The sequence below is a fragment of the Streptococcus mitis genome (assembly GCF_003942765.1).
GTDB lineage: Bacteria > Bacillota > Bacilli > Lactobacillales > Streptococcaceae > Streptococcus > Streptococcus mitis_BE.
On record NZ_RJNW01000004.1, the window covers coordinates 1 to 14,621 of the forward strand.

Annotated in this window: 12 protein-coding genes, 1 tRNA gene and 3 rRNA genes; 2 read left to right on the forward strand and 14 right to left on the reverse strand. The window is 43.5% G+C overall.

Translation table 11 applies throughout. From position 1 onward, the window contains the following. The 5 genes from rrf to rlmD form a co-directional block, all read right to left on the reverse strand. Window positions 1–89: ribosomal RNA gene (gene rrf / locus D8849_RS06540) — 5S ribosomal RNA — on the reverse strand; the annotation flags it as partial. Between the two features lie 76 nt (window positions 90–165). Further along, window positions 166–3,067 (reverse strand): 23S ribosomal RNA (locus D8849_RS06545). A gap of 125 nt (window positions 3,068–3,192) precedes the next feature. Then, a tRNA-Ala gene (locus D8849_RS06550) sits at window positions 3,193–3,265 on the reverse strand. A gap of 51 nt (window positions 3,266–3,316) precedes the next feature. Beyond that, window positions 3,317–4,862: ribosomal RNA gene (locus D8849_RS06555) — 16S ribosomal RNA — on the reverse strand. Window positions 4,863–4,996: 134 nt separating this feature from the next. Then, entirely contained in the window at window positions 4,997–6,352 is a 1,356-nt protein-coding gene (rlmD, locus tag D8849_RS06560) for a 23S rRNA (uracil(1939)-C(5))-methyltransferase RlmD (RefSeq protein ID WP_045605746.1), read from the reverse strand. A 37-nt stretch (window positions 6,353–6,389) separates the two neighbouring features. Here rlmD and recX point away from each other — a divergent pair, with 37 nt between their 5' ends. Together recX and ntdP are read left to right on the forward strand one after the other, a co-directional pair. After that, a complete protein-coding gene (gene recX, locus D8849_RS06565; RefSeq protein WP_125386571.1) occupies window positions 6,390–7,166 on the forward strand; it encodes a recombination regulator RecX in 777 nt (258 codons plus the stop codon). Between the two features lie 88 nt (window positions 7,167–7,254). Beyond that, complete coding sequence (ntdP, locus tag D8849_RS06570) at window positions 7,255–7,788, forward strand: nucleoside tri-diphosphate phosphatase (RefSeq protein ID WP_000775316.1); 534 nt, start codon at window positions 7,255–7,257, stop codon at window positions 7,786–7,788. Window positions 7,789–7,857: 69 nt separating this feature from the next. Here ntdP and D8849_RS06575 read toward each other — a convergent pair whose 3' ends face one another. From D8849_RS06575 to D8849_RS06615, 9 genes are all read right to left on the reverse strand, one after another. Next, window positions 7,858–8,625: an epoxyqueuosine reductase QueH gene (locus D8849_RS06575; protein ID WP_000567567.1), complete on the reverse strand. Its 768-nt coding sequence runs from the start codon at window positions 8,623–8,625 to the stop codon at window positions 7,858–7,860. Between the two features lie 137 nt (window positions 8,626–8,762). After that, a complete protein-coding gene (gene groL, locus D8849_RS06580; RefSeq protein WP_125386572.1) occupies window positions 8,763–10,385 on the reverse strand; it encodes a chaperonin GroEL in 1,623 nt (540 codons plus the stop codon). A 15-nt stretch (window positions 10,386–10,400) separates the two neighbouring features. Further along, the gene (gene groES / locus D8849_RS06585; protein ID WP_000917329.1) at window positions 10,401–10,685 is read right to left on the reverse strand and encodes a co-chaperone GroES; all 285 of its coding nucleotides are present in this window, start codon (window positions 10,683–10,685) and stop codon (window positions 10,401–10,403) included. Window positions 10,686–10,840: 155 nt separating this feature from the next. Further along, on the reverse strand, window positions 10,841–11,236 hold the full coding sequence (locus D8849_RS06590) for a single-stranded DNA-binding protein (protein ID WP_125386573.1): 396 nt from the start codon (window positions 11,234–11,236) through the stop codon (window positions 10,841–10,843). A 76-nt stretch (window positions 11,237–11,312) separates the two neighbouring features. Then, window positions 11,313–12,074, reverse strand: a complete 762-nt coding sequence (locus D8849_RS06595; RefSeq protein WP_125386574.1) for an SDR family NAD(P)-dependent oxidoreductase — start codon at window positions 12,072–12,074, stop codon at window positions 11,313–11,315. Between the two features lie 41 nt (window positions 12,075–12,115). Then, window positions 12,116–12,742: a YtpR family tRNA-binding protein gene (gene ytpR, locus D8849_RS06600; protein WP_125386575.1), complete on the reverse strand. Its 627-nt coding sequence runs from the start codon at window positions 12,740–12,742 to the stop codon at window positions 12,116–12,118. A 15-nt stretch (window positions 12,743–12,757) separates the two neighbouring features. After that, window positions 12,758–13,075, reverse strand: a complete 318-nt coding sequence (locus D8849_RS06605) for a thioredoxin family protein (protein ID WP_049487943.1) — start codon at window positions 13,073–13,075, stop codon at window positions 12,758–12,760. Then, complete coding sequence (locus D8849_RS06610) at window positions 13,072–13,371, reverse strand: DUF4651 domain-containing protein (protein WP_049510167.1); 300 nt, start codon at window positions 13,369–13,371, stop codon at window positions 13,072–13,074. Before D8849_RS06610 ends, D8849_RS06605 begins: the two co-directional genes overlap by 4 nt. Window positions 13,372–13,461: 90 nt before the next feature. Then, window positions 13,462–14,538, reverse strand: coding sequence for an N-acetylmuramoyl-L-alanine amidase family protein (locus tag D8849_RS06615; protein WP_049552344.1), 1,077 nt, complete (start codon window positions 14,536–14,538; stop codon window positions 13,462–13,464). Between the last annotated feature and the right edge of the window lie 83 nt (window positions 14,539–14,621).

Consider the following 14,621-nt stretch of genomic DNA (forward strand, 5'->3'; position numbering starts at 1 on the left):
GGCAACCCCCAACTACTTCCGGCGTTCTAGGGCTTAACTTCTGTGTTCGGCATGGGTACAGGTGTATCTCCTAGGCTATCGTCACTTAACTCTGAGTAATACCTACTCAAAATTGAATATCTATTCAAACCAAGAAAACCTCTCGCTTTCATATTCTCAGTTACTTTGGATAAGTCCTCGAGCTATTAGTATTAGTCCGCTACATGTGTCGCCACACTTCCACTTCTAACCTATCTACCTGATCATCTCTCAGGGCTCTTACTGATATAAAATCATGGGAAATCTCATCTTGAGGTGGGTTTCACACTTAGATGCTTTCAGCGTTTATCCCTTCCCTACATAGCTACCCAGCGATGCCTTTGGCAAGACAACTGGTACACCAGCGGTAAGTCCACTCTGGTCCTCTCGTACTAGGAGCAGATCCTCTCAAATTTCCTACGCCCGCGACGGATAGGGACCGAACTGTCTCACGACGTTCTGAACCCAGCTCGCGTGCCGCTTTAATGGGCGAACAGCCCAACCCTTGGGACCGACTACAGCCCCAGGATGCGACGAGCCGACATCGAGGTGCCAAACCTCCCCGTCGATGTGAACTCTTGGGGGAGATAAGCCTGTTATCCCCAGGGTAGCTTTTATCCGTTGAGCGATGGCCCTTCCATACGGAACCACCGGATCACTAAGCCCGACTTTCGTCCCTGCTCGAGTTGTAGCTCTCGCAGTCAAGCTCCCTTATACCTTTACACTCTGCGAATGATTTCCAACCATTCTGAGGGAACCTTTGGGCGCCTCCGTTACCTTTTAGGAGGCGACCGCCCCAGTCAAACTGCCCGTCAGACACTGTCTCCGATAGGGATCACCTATCCGGGTTAGAGTGGCCATAACACAAGGGTAGTATCCCAACAACGTCTCCTTCGAAACTGGCGTCCCGATCTCATAGACTCCTACCTATCCTGTACATGTGGTACAGACACTCAATATCAAACTGCAGTAAAGCTCCATGGGGTCTTTCCGTCCTGTCGCGGGTAACCTGCATCTTCACAGGTACTAAAATTTCACCGAGTCTCTCGTTGAGACAGTGCCCAAATCATTACGCCTTTCGTGCGGGTCGGAACTTACCCGACAAGGAATTTCGCTACCTTAGGACCGTTATAGTTACGGCCGCCGTTTACTGGGGCTTCAATTCATACCTTCGCTTACGCTAAGCACTCCTCTTAACCTTCCAGCACCGGGCAGGCGTCACCCCCTATACATCATCTTACGATTTAGCAGAGAGCTGTGTTTTTGATAAACAGTTGCTTGGGCCTATTCACTGCGGCTGACGTAAAGTCAGCACCCCTTCTCCCGAAGTTACGGGGTCATTTTGCCGAGTTCCTTAACGAGAGTTCTCTCGCTCACCTGAGGCTACTCGCCTCGACTACCTGTGTCGGTTTGCGGTACGGGTAGAGTATGTTTAAACGCTAGAAGCTTTTCTTGGCAGTGTGACGTCACTAACTTCGCTACTAAACTTCGCTCCCCATCACAGCTCAATGTTAAAGATATAAGCATTTGACTCATATCACACCTCACTGCTTAGACAGACTCTTCCAATCGTCTGCTTTAGTTAGCCTACTGCGTCCCTCCATCACTACATACTCTAGTACAGGAATATCAACCTGTTGTCCATCGGATACACCTTTCGGTCTCTCCTTAGGTCCCGACTAACCCAGGGCGGACGAGCCTTCCCCTGGAAACCTTAGTCTTACGGTGGACAGGATTCTCACCTGTCTTTCGCTACTCATACCGGCATTCTCACTTCTATGCGTTCCAGCGCTCCTCACGGTACACCTTCATCACACATAGAACGCTCTCCTACCATACCTATAAAGGTATCCACAGCTTCGGTAAATTGTTTTAGCCCCGGTACATTTTCGGCGCAGGGTCACTCGACTAGTGAGCTATTACGCACTCTTTGAATGAATAGCTGCTTCTAAGCTAACATCCTAGTTGTCTGTGCAACCCCACATCCTTTTCCACTTAACAATTATTTTGGGACCTTAGCTGGTGGTCTGGGCTGTTTCCCTTTCGACTACGGATCTTAGCACTCGCAGTCTGACTGCCGACCATAATTCATTGGCATTCGGAGTTTATCTGAGATTGGTAATCCGGGATGGACCCCTCACCCAAACAGTGCTCTACCTCCAAGAATCTCTAATGTCGACGCTAGCCCTAAAGCTATTTCGGAGAGAACCAGCTATCTCCAAGTTCGTTTGGAATTTCTCCGCTACCCACAAGTCATCCAAGCACTTTTCAACGTGCCCTGGTTCGGTCCTCCAGTGCGTCTTACCGCACCTTCAACCTGCTCATGGGTAGGTCACATGGTTTCGGGTCTACGTCATGATACTAAGGCGCCCTATTCAGACTCGGTTTCCCTACGGCTCCGTCTCTTCAACTTAACCTCGCATCATAACGTAACTCGCCGGTTCATTCTACAAAAGGCACGCTCTCACCCATTAACGGGCTCGAACTTGTTGTAGGCACACGGTTTCAGGTTCTATTTCACTCCCCTCCCGGGGTGCTTTTCACCTTTCCCTCACGGTACTGGTTCACTATCGGTCACTAGGGAGTATTTAGGGTTGGGAGATGGTCCTCCCAGATTCCGACGGGATTTCTCGTGTCCCGCCGTACTCAGGATACTGCTAGGTACAAAGACTATTTTAAATACGAGGCTATTACTCTCTTTGGCTGATCTTCCCAAATCATTCTTCTATAATCTTTGAGTCCACATTGCAGTCCTACAACCCCGAAGAGTAAACTCTCCGGTTTGCCCTTCTGCCGTTTCGCTCGCCGCTACTAAGGCAATCGCTTTTGCTTTCTCTTCCTACAGCTACTTAGATGTTTCAGTTCACTGCGTCTTCCTCCTCACATCCTTAACAGATGCGGGTAACAGGTAGTACCTGTTGGGTTCCCCCATTCGGAAATCCCTGGATCATCGCTTACTTACAGCTACCCAAGGCATATCGTCGTTTGTCACGTCCTTCTTCGGCTCCTAGTGCCAAGGCATCCACCGTGCGCCCTTATTAACTTAACCTTATTTTTCTGACCTTTCAGTCATAAACTCTTATTAATACTACAGCGTTTTCGGTTTATTTTCTTGTTACTATTTGATATAGATATTCAATTTTCAATGTGCATTACTTGGTGATCTCTCACCAATGGAGCCTAGCGGGATCGAACCGCTGACCTCCTGCGTGCAAAGCAGGCGCTCTCCCAGCTGAGCTAAGGCCCCACAAGACCTCTCAAGACTAAACAAGACCAATGCGCAGTTCCTTATCCTTAGAAAGGAGGTGATCCAGCCGCACCTTCCGATACGGCTACCTTGTTACGACTTCACCCCAATCATCTATCCCACCTTAGGCGGCTGGCTCCTTACGGTTACCTCACCGACTTCGGGTGTTACAAACTCTCGTGGTGTGACGGGCGGTGTGTACAAGGCCCGGGAACGTATTCACCGCGGCGTGCTGATCCGCGATTACTAGCGATTCCGACTTCATGTAGGCGAGTTGCAGCCTACAATCCGAACTGAGACTGGCTTTAAGAGATTAGCTTGCCGTCACCGGCTTGCGACTCGTTGTACCAGCCATTGTAGCACGTGTGTAGCCCAGGTCATAAGGGGCATGATGATTTGACGTCATCCCCACCTTCCTCCGGTTTATTACCGGCAGTCTCGCTAGAGTGCCCAACTGAATGATGGCAACTAACAATAGGGGTTGCGCTCGTTGCGGGACTTAACCCAACATCTCACGACACGAGCTGACGACAACCATGCACCACCTGTCACCTCTGTCCCGAAGGAAAACTCTATCTCTAGAGTGGTCAGAGGGATGTCAAGACCTGGTAAGGTTCTTCGCGTTGCTTCGAATTAAACCACATGCTCCACCGCTTGTGCGGGCCCCCGTCAATTCCTTTGAGTTTCAACCTTGCGGTCGTACTCCCCAGGCGGAGTGCTTAATGCGTTAGCTGCGGCACTAAACCCCGGAAAGGGTCTAACACCTAGCACTCATCGTTTACGGCGTGGACTACCAGGGTATCTAATCCTGTTTGCTCCCCACGCTTTCGAGCCTCAGCGTCAGTTACAAGCCAGAGAGCCGCTTTCGCCACCGGTGTTCCTCCATATATCTACGCATTTCACCGCTACACATGGAATTCCACTCTCCCCTCTTGCACTCAAGTTAAACAGTTTCCAAAGCGTACTATGGTTAAGCCACAGCCTTTAACTTCAGACTTATCTAACCGCCTGCGCTCGCTTTACGCCCAATAAATCCGGACAACGCTCGGGACCTACGTATTACCGCGGCTGCTGGCACGTAGTTAGCCGTCCCTTTCTGGTAAGATACCGTCACAGTGTGAACTTTCCACTCTCACACTCGTTCTTCTCTTACAACAGAGCTTTACGATCCGAAAACCTTCTTCACTCACGCGGCGTTGCTCGGTCAGACTTCCGTCCATTGCCGAAGATTCCCTACTGCTGCCTCCCGTAGGAGTCTGGGCCGTGTCTCAGTCCCAGTGTGGCCGATCACCCTCTCAGGTCGGCTATGTATCGTCGCCTTGGTGAGCCGTTACCCCACCAACTAGCTAATACAACGCAGGTCCATCTGGTAGTGATGCAATTGCACCTTTTAAGCAAATGTCATGCAACATCTACTATTATGCGGTATTAGCTATCGTTTCCAATAGTTATCCCCCGCTACCAGGCAGGTTACCTACGCGTTACTCACCCGTTCGCAACTCATCCAGAGAAGCAAGCTCCTCCTTCAGCGTTCTACTTGCATGTATTAGGCACGCCGCCAGCGTTCGTCCTGAGCCAGGATCAAACTCTCATTAAAAGTTTGAGTTCTCACTCATTTCTGTCACTGACAGATTTATTGTTTTTTGTCTTAACCCCTTGACCAACGGACCTGAGCTGTTATTTTCAACTCTTACTATTATACAGACTTTTCAAACTTTGTCAACTACTTTTTTAAACTTTTTTAATTAATTTTACAACAGCTTCTGTCCGTGCTGTGTGAGGAAACATATCGACCGACTGGATATAATGAAGATCATAGACTTCTACTAAGCGTACCAAATCACGAGCCAAGGTCGAAACATTACAAGAAATATAGACCATTTTTTCTGGCACATAGGTAAGAATTGTATCTAATAACTTGTCATCTAGACCTGTACGTGGTGGGTCCACAATCAGAGCATCTGCTCGGTAGCCTTCCTTATACCAGCGAGGAATAATCTCTTCTGCCGTTCCAGCTTCATAATGAGTATTGTCAAATCCCATTCTTTTAGCATTTCGCTTGGCATCTTCAATAGCTTCTGGAATAATATCCATACCTCTGAGTGTTTTTACTTTCTTTGCAAAGGCAAATCCAATCGTTCCAACTCCACAATAAGCGTCAATCAAATGGTCTTCTTTATCAACATCCAGCGCTTTTACTGCCTCGCTATAAAGGACTTCTGTTTGTTCAGGATTTAGCTGATAGAAAGCTCGAGGGGATAGTGAGAATTCATAGTCGAGTACACCTTCTTGAATACTCTCTTCTCCCCAGATAATCTCTGTCTTTTCACCATAAATCTCACTGGTTTTAGCTGTATTTGTATTCACAGCTACTGTCACAACTTCTGGAAAATCTTTAACTAAGTCCTTTACAAGTTGGGTTAAGTTAAGCTGGCGATTTGTAACAATAATAATCTGAACCTGTCCAGTCTTTCTTGCTCGTCGGACCATAATAGTACGGACACCTAGGACTTTCCTCTCATCTGTGATTGGAATCTGGTGATAAGTAAGCAATTCTGCTAGGCGATTAGCAATCACTTGGGTTTCCTTATCTTGTACTAGGCAGTCTTTCAACTCTACCAAATAATGAGAGTTTTGTGCATACAGACCTGCCTTGACCTGATTTTTAAATTTTCGAGTCTGAAATTGTAACTTAGCACGATAGTACTTGGGTTCCTGCATTCCAATAGTTGGACGAATTTCATAGTTTTCATATCCTGCAGGGGCGAATTTTTTCAGTGCTTGGTGAAGTAGGTCCGTCTTGAACTCCAGCTGCTTATCATAATGCAGGTGCATGATTTGGCATCCTCCGCATTCATTATAAATAGTGCAAGCTGGCACAACACGGAATTTTGACTTCTTATTAACCTTTAGTAATTTTGCTTCAACAAAGTTGCGTTTAATAGAAGTAATTTGACAATAGATATCTTCTCCTTTGAGAGCTCCAGGCACAAAGACTAATGTTTTTTGATAAAAGCCTATTCCCTCACCATTAATTCCCATGCGCTTGATTTTTAATGGTATTTTTTGTTTCACTTTCAGATTCATACCCCTATCTTATCACATTTTGAGTTATAATAGAACTATGAAAATCACAAAACTTGAAAATAAAAAAAGACTCTATCTGATGGAGCTTGATAATGGTGACAAAAGCTACATTACTGAAGATACTATTGTTCGTTTTATGTTATCGAAAGATAAGGTAATAAGCGAAGAGGAATTGAAAGAGATTCAGGACTTTGCCCAATTTTCTTATGGTAAAAATCTGGCCCTCTACCACCTATCCTTTAAAGCTCGCACTGAAAAAGAAGTCAGAGAATATCTGAAAAAATACGATATTGATGAAAACATCGTTTCTCAAGTCATTATTAATCTTAAAAAAGATAAGTGGATTAATGATGGTCAGTACGCTTATGCTATCATCAATGCCAATCAACTTTCAGGAGACAAGGGGCCTTATGTACTGACTCAGAAATTAGCACAAAAAGGAATTTCAAAATTTACTATAGCAGAGATTTTAAAAGAATTTGATTTTTCTGAAGTTGCTCAACGTGTAGCTAATAAACTATTGAAAAAATATGAGGGAAAACTTCCAGCTCGTGCCTTGCAAGATAAGATTATCCAGAACTTGACCAACAAGGGGTTTTCCTATTCTGATGCTAAAAGTGCCTTTGACGAATTGGATAGTCAAGTTGACCAAGAAACGACTCAGGAACTCATCTTCAAGGAACTTGATAAGCAATATGCCAAGTATGCCCGAAAATATAAAGGATACGAACTTAAACAGCGTTTAACCCAAGTTTTAGCACGAAAGGGATACGATTTTTCGGATATAGCAAGCGCTCTCAGAGAATATCTTTAATATTTTCATGTAAAATTCACAGATTTTAGGTAATTTTATGGTACAATAGTAAACGATAAACTTATAAATTGTAGAAAGTTGGTTAGTTATGAAACTTCCAAAAGAAGGCGACTTTATTACAATTCAAAGTTATAAGCATGATGGGAGTCTCCACCGAACTTGGCGGGACACCATGGTACTAAAAACAACAGAAAACGCCATTATTGGTGTCAACGATCATACACTGGTTACCGAAAGTGATGGTCGTCGTTGGGTAACTCGAGAACCGGCTATTGTTTACTTTCACAAGAAATATTGGTTTAATATCATTGCCATGATTCGCGATAATGGAATTTCCTACTATTGCAATATGGCTAGCCCCTACTATCTGGATGAAGAAGCACTGAAGTATATTGATTACGATTTGGATGTTAAAATTTTTACAGATGGGGAAAAACGTCTCTTGGACGTTGAGGAGTATGAGCGTCACAAACGCAAAATGAATTATTCTGATGACTTGGACTACATTTTAAAAGAACATGTCAAAATTCTTGTTGATTGGATTAACAATGGACGAGGTCCTTTCTCAGAAGCCTATGTAAACATTTGGTACAAGCGCTATGTAGAACTAAAGAATCGGTAAAGTTGTCAAACTAGGGTGAAAGCCCTGGTTTTTTATTTGAAAAACCCAGCTTTTCAGCTGGGTTGGTCTCTATATATCTAATTTTGTAACTGTAAATTTGATATGGGAATAGTCTTTTTCAACATCCTTATCCAGCAAGAAAGCCGTTGCGTCCTTCTTAACCTGAACCAGGTCAATATTCTGCGCCTGAGCTGCATAGACGCATCCACAATAACATTGACGGTAGATGTCATACTCTTCACACATCTCTACTGAACGTTTGTATCCTTGATTTTTCTTGAAATCACTTGGAAGATAGTGAGTAGTATAAATCTTTTGCACATCGATTCCGATGCTGTTAATGGTTTGAGAGTTCTTATGAGGACTGATGGTCAAGGCTGAGCCAAAGTAGTCAAAGCCCAAATCCATAGCCACTTGTGCTGTCTTATCCAGGCGGTAGTCAAAGCAAACCTTGCAACGGTCGCCACCTTCTGGCTCTTCTTCCAGTCCTCTGACTAACTTACGATATTCATTTGGTTCGTAGGGAGCTTCTAGATACTGGACCGTATTTCCTGTCCGCTCATTGAAATCACTGACAAACTTTTTAGTCACATAGGCACGCTTATGGTATTCTGCCTTGGGATGGATATTAGAATTGGCAAAATAGATGGTCACATCTGCATACTTGGTCAAATATTCTAGGGTATAGGTACTGCAAGGGGCACAGCAAACATGCATGAGAATGGTTGGCCGTTGCTCATTTTTCTCCCATACTTGTACCATCTTCTGCATGACACGGTCATAATTAATCTTCTGATTAGGGTTCATCTTGCTCAGAATTTCTTCTACATCGATCATGTTCTTCTCCTTTTTCTAGTCTTATTTTATCATATAAGTTAGGAGAGCTCAAATCAATTTAGAAGTGAATATCATAAAAAGGAGGGGTAGGCATTCCCTCCTTTTGTGTTTTTTATAAGTTGTTTTCTATAGAAAGCTTACATCATGCCGCCCATCATGCTTGGATCCATTGCTGGAGCCGGAGCTGCTGGTTCTGGTTTATTGGCTACGACTGCTTCCGTAGTCAAAATTAAGCTGGCTACAGATGCTGCATTTTGTAGGGCTGAACGACTCACTTTAACTGGGTCGATAATCCCTTGATCAATCATGTTGACCCATTCACCAGTTGCTGCGTTGAAACCTGTACCAAGCTCGGCATTTTTCAAACGATCGATAACGATAGACCCTTCAAATCCTGCATTGTGTGCGATTTGACGAACAGGTTCTTCCAATGCACGGAGAACAATATTGCGTCCTGTTGCTTCATCTCCTGTCAATTCCAAATCAGCTACGGCAGGGATAACATTTACAAGGGCTGTTCCACCACCAGCAACAATTCCTTCTTCCACGGCTGCACGAGTAGCGTTGAGGGCATCTTCAATGCGGAGTTTCATTTCTTTCAACTCAGTCTCAGTTGCAGCTCCTACCTTAATAACCGCTACACCACCTGACAATTTGGCCAAGCGTTCTTGCAATTTTTCACGGTCAAATTCAGAAGTTGTAGTTTCGATTTGAGACTTGATAACTGCAACACGGTGAGAAATCGCTTCAGGACTTCCAGCACCTTCTACGATAACCGTACTATCTTTGTCCACAGTTACTCTCGCTGCTTGACCAAGAGCTTCAATTGTCGCATCTTTCAACTCAAGACCTAGGTCTTCTGTGATAACTGTTCCGCCTGTTAAGATGGCGATATCTTCAAGCATGGCTTTGCGACGGTCACCAAAACCGGGTGCCTTAACGGCTACTACGTTGAAGGTTCCACGAATCTTGTTCAAAACAAGAGTTGGAAGAGCTTCGCCATCAACATCATCCGCAATAATCAAGAGTGGACGATTACTTTGGAGAATGCTTTCCAAAAGTGGCAAGATTTCTTGGATATTTGAAATCTTCTTATCAGTAATCAAAACGTATGGATTTTCAAGATCAGCTACCATTTTTTCGCTATCTGTTACCATGTACTGTGAAAGGTAACCACGGTCAAACTGCATACCTTCTACAACTTCAAGCTCTGTTTCCATACCACGTGACTCTTCGATAGTGATGACTCCGTCTTTGCCAACTTTTTCCATGGCTTCAGAGATGTATTCGCCTACTTTTTCGGAACGAGAAGATACGGCAGCAACCTGAGCGATGGCTTCTTTATTGACAACAGGGATGGCATTGTTTTTCAAGGCTTCAACTGCTGCAGCAACTGCTGTTTCAATCCCACGACGAATGCCGATTGGATTTGCACCTGCTGTGACGTTTTTGATTCCTTCACGGACGATTGCTTGGGTCAAAACAGTTGCAGTTGTAGTCCCATCACCTGCAATATCATTGGTTTTTGAAGCGACTTCTGATACCAATTTGGCACCCATATTTTCAAAATGGTCTTCCAATTCGATTTCTTTGGCAATAGTTACACCGTCATTGGTGATGAGTGGTGAACCGAATGATTTTTCAAGAACAACATTGCGGCCTTTTGGTCCCAAGGTTACTTTAACAGTGTCTGCAAGGATATCGACACCACGGACCATAGCTGAACGAGCATCTGATGAAAATTTAATTTCTTTTGACATACTTACTTTCTCCTTCTATTCTTCAATGATTGCCAAGATGTTAGCTTCGCCTACGATGATATACTTTTCATCACCATCTTTGACATCAAGACCTGCGTGGGCTTCAACTAAGACACGGTCTCCAGACTTAACACTTGGAGCAACCAAGTCACCGTTCAAGGTACGAACACCTTGTCCAGTAGCTACAACTTGGGCTGTTTTTGTTTTTTCTTGGGCTGAACCTGCAAGGACAAAGCCTCCAACAGTTTGTTCTTTTTCTTCTATTTTTAAGACCACACGGTCTCCTAATGGTTTCAACATCTGATTTCCTCCATGATGAGATATATAGCATTAGCACTCTTTATACCTGAGTGCTAAATCATAGTTCTATTGTATCACTTGGTCAGAAATAGTCAAGGAAAAAGTCTGACTTTCTAAAGATAAAAAGCCTGAGAGCAACTCAGACTTTTCAATGTTTAAAATGGCAATTCTTCCTCTCCCAAGACCAAATCTGCCAAATCCTGCCCTGCGTTATTTTCACGCATGGCACGTTGGGAACGACTTTCCAAGAGTTGGAATCCAGTAACAAGTACTTCGGTCACATAATTCATCTGGCCATTTTTCTCAAAGCGACGAGTACGCAATTCCCCATCCACTGAAATGAGACTTCCTTTAGTTGCGTAGCTTGCCAAAGTTTCTGCTAGTCTACCCCATAGGACCATATTGACAAAATCAGCTTCACGTTCGCCATTTTGGTCTTTGTAACGACGATTCACAGCGATAGTTGCTCGCGCTACTGACTTGTCATTGTTGGTTTTGTGCAATTCTGGTGTAGACGTTAAACGTCCGATTAAGATAACTTTATTATACATATTTTTTCCTCCTACTTATCTATTCGTAGGAAATCAAAAAAAGTTACAGAAATTTGTAACTTTTCGAGAAAATTTTTTATTTTTTATGAACCATGAAACCTGTTGCCTGTTGATTTGCCATAATGGTCATATCTGTAATCTGCACACGGCGAGGTTGATTGGTCACATAGATAACTGTATCAGCGATATCTTGTGCCTGCAAGGCTTCGATTCCTTGGTAAACGGACGCAGCTCGTTCTTTATCACCGTGAAAACGTACCGTCGAAAAATCTGTTTCGACAATTCCAGGCTGAATGGTGGTCACCTTGATATCTGTTGAAATGGTATCAATTCGCAGTCCATCTGAAAAGGTCTTAACTGCTGCCTTGGTAGCTGAATAAACTGCTGCACCTGCATAGGCGTAGATTCCTGCGGTTGACCCCATGTTGATGATATGTCCTTGATTGGCTTTTACCATTGTTGGCAAGAAACAGCGAGTGACTGCCATCAAACCTTTGACATTGGTATCCAACATAGTTAACATATCCAACTCTTCATAGTCCTGATAAGGTGCTAAACCTAGAGCCAGGCCAGCATTGTTGACCAGAATATCAATCTGACCTATCGTTTCTAGAATATCAGAGCAGACAGTCTTTACCATGGTCATATCCGTGACATCTAGCTGAAAAGTCCAAACTGTTTGATTTGGAAAAGTTTCTGCAAACTCCGACTTGAGAATTTCTAGTCTGTCTATCCGTCGTCCAGTTAGAACGACATTCTCACCCTGCTCCAGATAAACACGCGCAATCGCTTCACCAATACCTGATGTCGCTCCTGTAATCACTACATTTTTTGCCATCTTATTTCCTTCTAGCTGGTCTATCAGATATTAACAACTTCTTAGGCAGTCCAGTGTTTCGCTGGGTCAAATGGAGTTCCGACAACTTGATCTTCTGATAATTCAATAACCCCTCGTTTTTGCGGAGCATTTGGCAGATGCAATTCACGAGGGCTACACATCATGCCAAAACTCTTTTCGCCACGAAGCTCACCTGGGAAAATAAGATTGCCTTTGGGCATCATAGCTTCTGGAAGAGCTACAATGGTTTTCAACCCAAGACGCGCATTAGGAGCCCCTGCAACGATTTGCACTGTCTTGTCACTCGCGACTGCAACTTGGCAGATGTTGAGGTGGTCACTATCTGGATGGGCTACCATCTCGACAATCTCACCAACAACAAACTTAGGTTCCCTATCATTGACAATTTCTTCTGTAAAGCCTTCCGTATGTAATTCTTGATTCAAACGAGCGACTTGCTCATCTGTCAAAAAGACTTGACCGCGCTCTGCAATTTCAAACAAACTTGAAACTTCAAAAATATTCCAAGCCACTGTTTCCCCATTATCTTTGAGAAAAACACGGGCTACCTTGCCTTTGCGCTCCACATCCAGTTTGGCATCTCCGCTATTTTTCGCGATGACCATAAGGACATCACCGACATGTTCTTTGTTATATGTAAAAATCATTGTTTCTATTTTCTCCTATTTCAGTCCTGCTAAAAAGTCATTAATTTGTTGCTTGCTTTTACGGTCGCGATTGACAAAACGGCCGATTTCCTTGTCCTTTTCTAGAACAACAAGGCTGGGGATTCCATAAATATCCCAGAGTTTGGCCAAATCCATATACTGGTCTCTATCCACTCGAATAAAGGTAAACTCTGGATTGCTCTCCTCAATTTCTGGTAAGGCAGGATAGATATAACGACAATCGCCACACCAGTCTGCTACAAAAAGAAAGACCTTCTTGCCATCTTTTTCTACTAAAGATGCTAATTCTTCTAAACTTGCTGGTTGTATCATAAGACTTCCTCCTCATAGACCAGGTCTTCATTTTCATAGACAAAGGTATAATGACGGCCATCCTCAAAAATGACGCCACCAACCAAGCTCTCTAGACTGCTTTCATAGACTTGAACATAGAGGGTAGCAATTTCTCCCATGTCTGAAAAATGGTCTCGCACCATCGCTGTCAACTCTTCCTGGGTCTTCATGAGCTTACGATCATCTGCAACTTTTTTCGTAGCAAGGGCAAGGCTCCCAATACCAAGCAGAGCCAGACCTGCCATCCACATTTTTTTAGCTTTCATACCATTCATTTTAACACAAAAAAGGCTTTAGGACAAATGAGGAAGCAGCAGAAAAGCAAGTAAAAAGCCTCTTCCTTTAAGGAAAAGGACTTCTTATTCTTATTGCCAGGCACCTGAGTTGCCAACGTAGTAGCCATCTGGTGTGTAGGTATTGCGAAGCATCTTACCTGATGAAGCCAGATAATACCACTTGCCATTATCTTTGACCCAATCATTCGCTAGCATGGCACCAGAAGAACTTACATAATACCATTCTCCCTTGTCATAAACCCAAGTGCTTGCTTTCATGGCTCCTGAAGTTGATAAATAGTACCACTTACCTTGGTCGTAAAGCCAGTCACTCGCAATCATGGCTCCTGATAATTTAAAGGCATACCAGTTGCTACCTTGATAAAGCCAAGTTTGATTGAACATGACTCCTTTATCATTCATAAAGTACCAAGTTCCCTTGTCATAAACCCAATCCTTCTGCACTAATTGACCTTGTTGTTGATAGTACCAGTTTTGGTTTGATTTTAGCCAGCTTTCTGCTTTTACAATCGGATAAAGTTCTTTGAAAGATCCTCCATCATCATATTTATGACTGATAGATTTTGGTTTTTCTAGCTTCAACTCGTCATTATCATAATTTGCCCAAGCAAAAACTTTTTGACCATTAACAGTCTCTGGTAAGGCAGCAGTGTAAGTCTTGGTTTGATAATCCCATTTAGCATCGAGGTAGGTGTATTGATCATTTGATTCTTCAATACGATAGTAACCTCTCTTTCCACTATCATTATGAATATCATCCACAACTTTCGTTGACCAGGTCTTTACTTCATTTCCGCTCTTAGCTTCTACCTTGATATCTCCTCTATAGCCATATGGAACATAGAAATTCAGGTAACGCCCCTCTACGCCCATCATAGACTTGTCCTTTTCTTGACCTAGGAAATTGACAGTTTGATCTTGACCATCGAGACTAACCGTCCACTCGATTTTCTCGGTTTTTGGCAAATCCAAGACTTTGATATCCACTTCATGACCATTGTTAAACCGAAGAATCTTGCCATCTTGATACTGCACTCCACACTTAACAACCCATTCTTCTTTAAGCTCAAATGCCTGCCCTGAATGTGGAAAAGCCAGTAAAGCTAGACCAGCTAGAGACAAACCAAATAATGTGATTTTTTTCATTGTAGTTCCTCCTTAGTTGTTGTTATGTTAATTATATCACTATATTTTTATTTTGCAAATTATATCCTAAATATGCAAGCAAA

Bases quoted from the DNA above. Each gene is read 5' to 3' on its own strand.
- rlmD (WP_045605746.1), bottom strand. From the start codon at position 6,352: ATGAATCTGAAAGTGAAACAAAAAATACCATTAAAAATCAAGCGCATG.
- recX (WP_125386571.1), top strand. From the start codon at position 6,390: ATGAAAATCACAAAACTTGAAAATAAAAAAAGACTCTATCTGATGGAG.
- ntdP (WP_000775316.1), top strand. From the start codon at position 7,255: ATGAAACTTCCAAAAGAAGGCGACTTTATTACAATTCAAAGTTATAAG.
- D8849_RS06575 (WP_000567567.1), bottom strand. From the start codon at position 8,625: ATGATCGATGTAGAAGAAATTCTGAGCAAGATGAACCCTAATCAGAAG.
- groL (WP_125386572.1), bottom strand. From the start codon at position 10,385: ATGTCAAAAGAAATTAAATTTTCATCAGATGCTCGTTCAGCTATGGTC.
- groES (WP_000917329.1), bottom strand. From the start codon at position 10,685: ATGTTGAAACCATTAGGAGACCGTGTGGTCTTAAAAATAGAAGAAAAA.
- D8849_RS06590 (WP_125386573.1), bottom strand. From the start codon at position 11,236: ATGTATAATAAAGTTATCTTAATCGGACGTTTAACGTCTACACCAGAA.
- D8849_RS06595 (WP_125386574.1), bottom strand. From the start codon at position 12,074: ATGGCAAAAAATGTAGTGATTACAGGAGCGACATCAGGTATTGGTGAA.
- ytpR (WP_125386575.1), bottom strand. From the start codon at position 12,742: ATGATTTTTACATATAACAAAGAACATGTCGGTGATGTCCTTATGGTC.
- D8849_RS06605 (WP_049487943.1), bottom strand. From the start codon at position 13,075: ATGATACAACCAGCAAGTTTAGAAGAATTAGCATCTTTAGTAGAAAAA.
- D8849_RS06610 (WP_049510167.1), bottom strand. From the start codon at position 13,371: ATGAATGGTATGAAAGCTAAAAAAATGTGGATGGCAGGTCTGGCTCTG.
- D8849_RS06615 (WP_049552344.1), bottom strand. From the start codon at position 14,538: ATGAAAAAAATCACATTATTTGGTTTGTCTCTAGCTGGTCTAGCTTTA.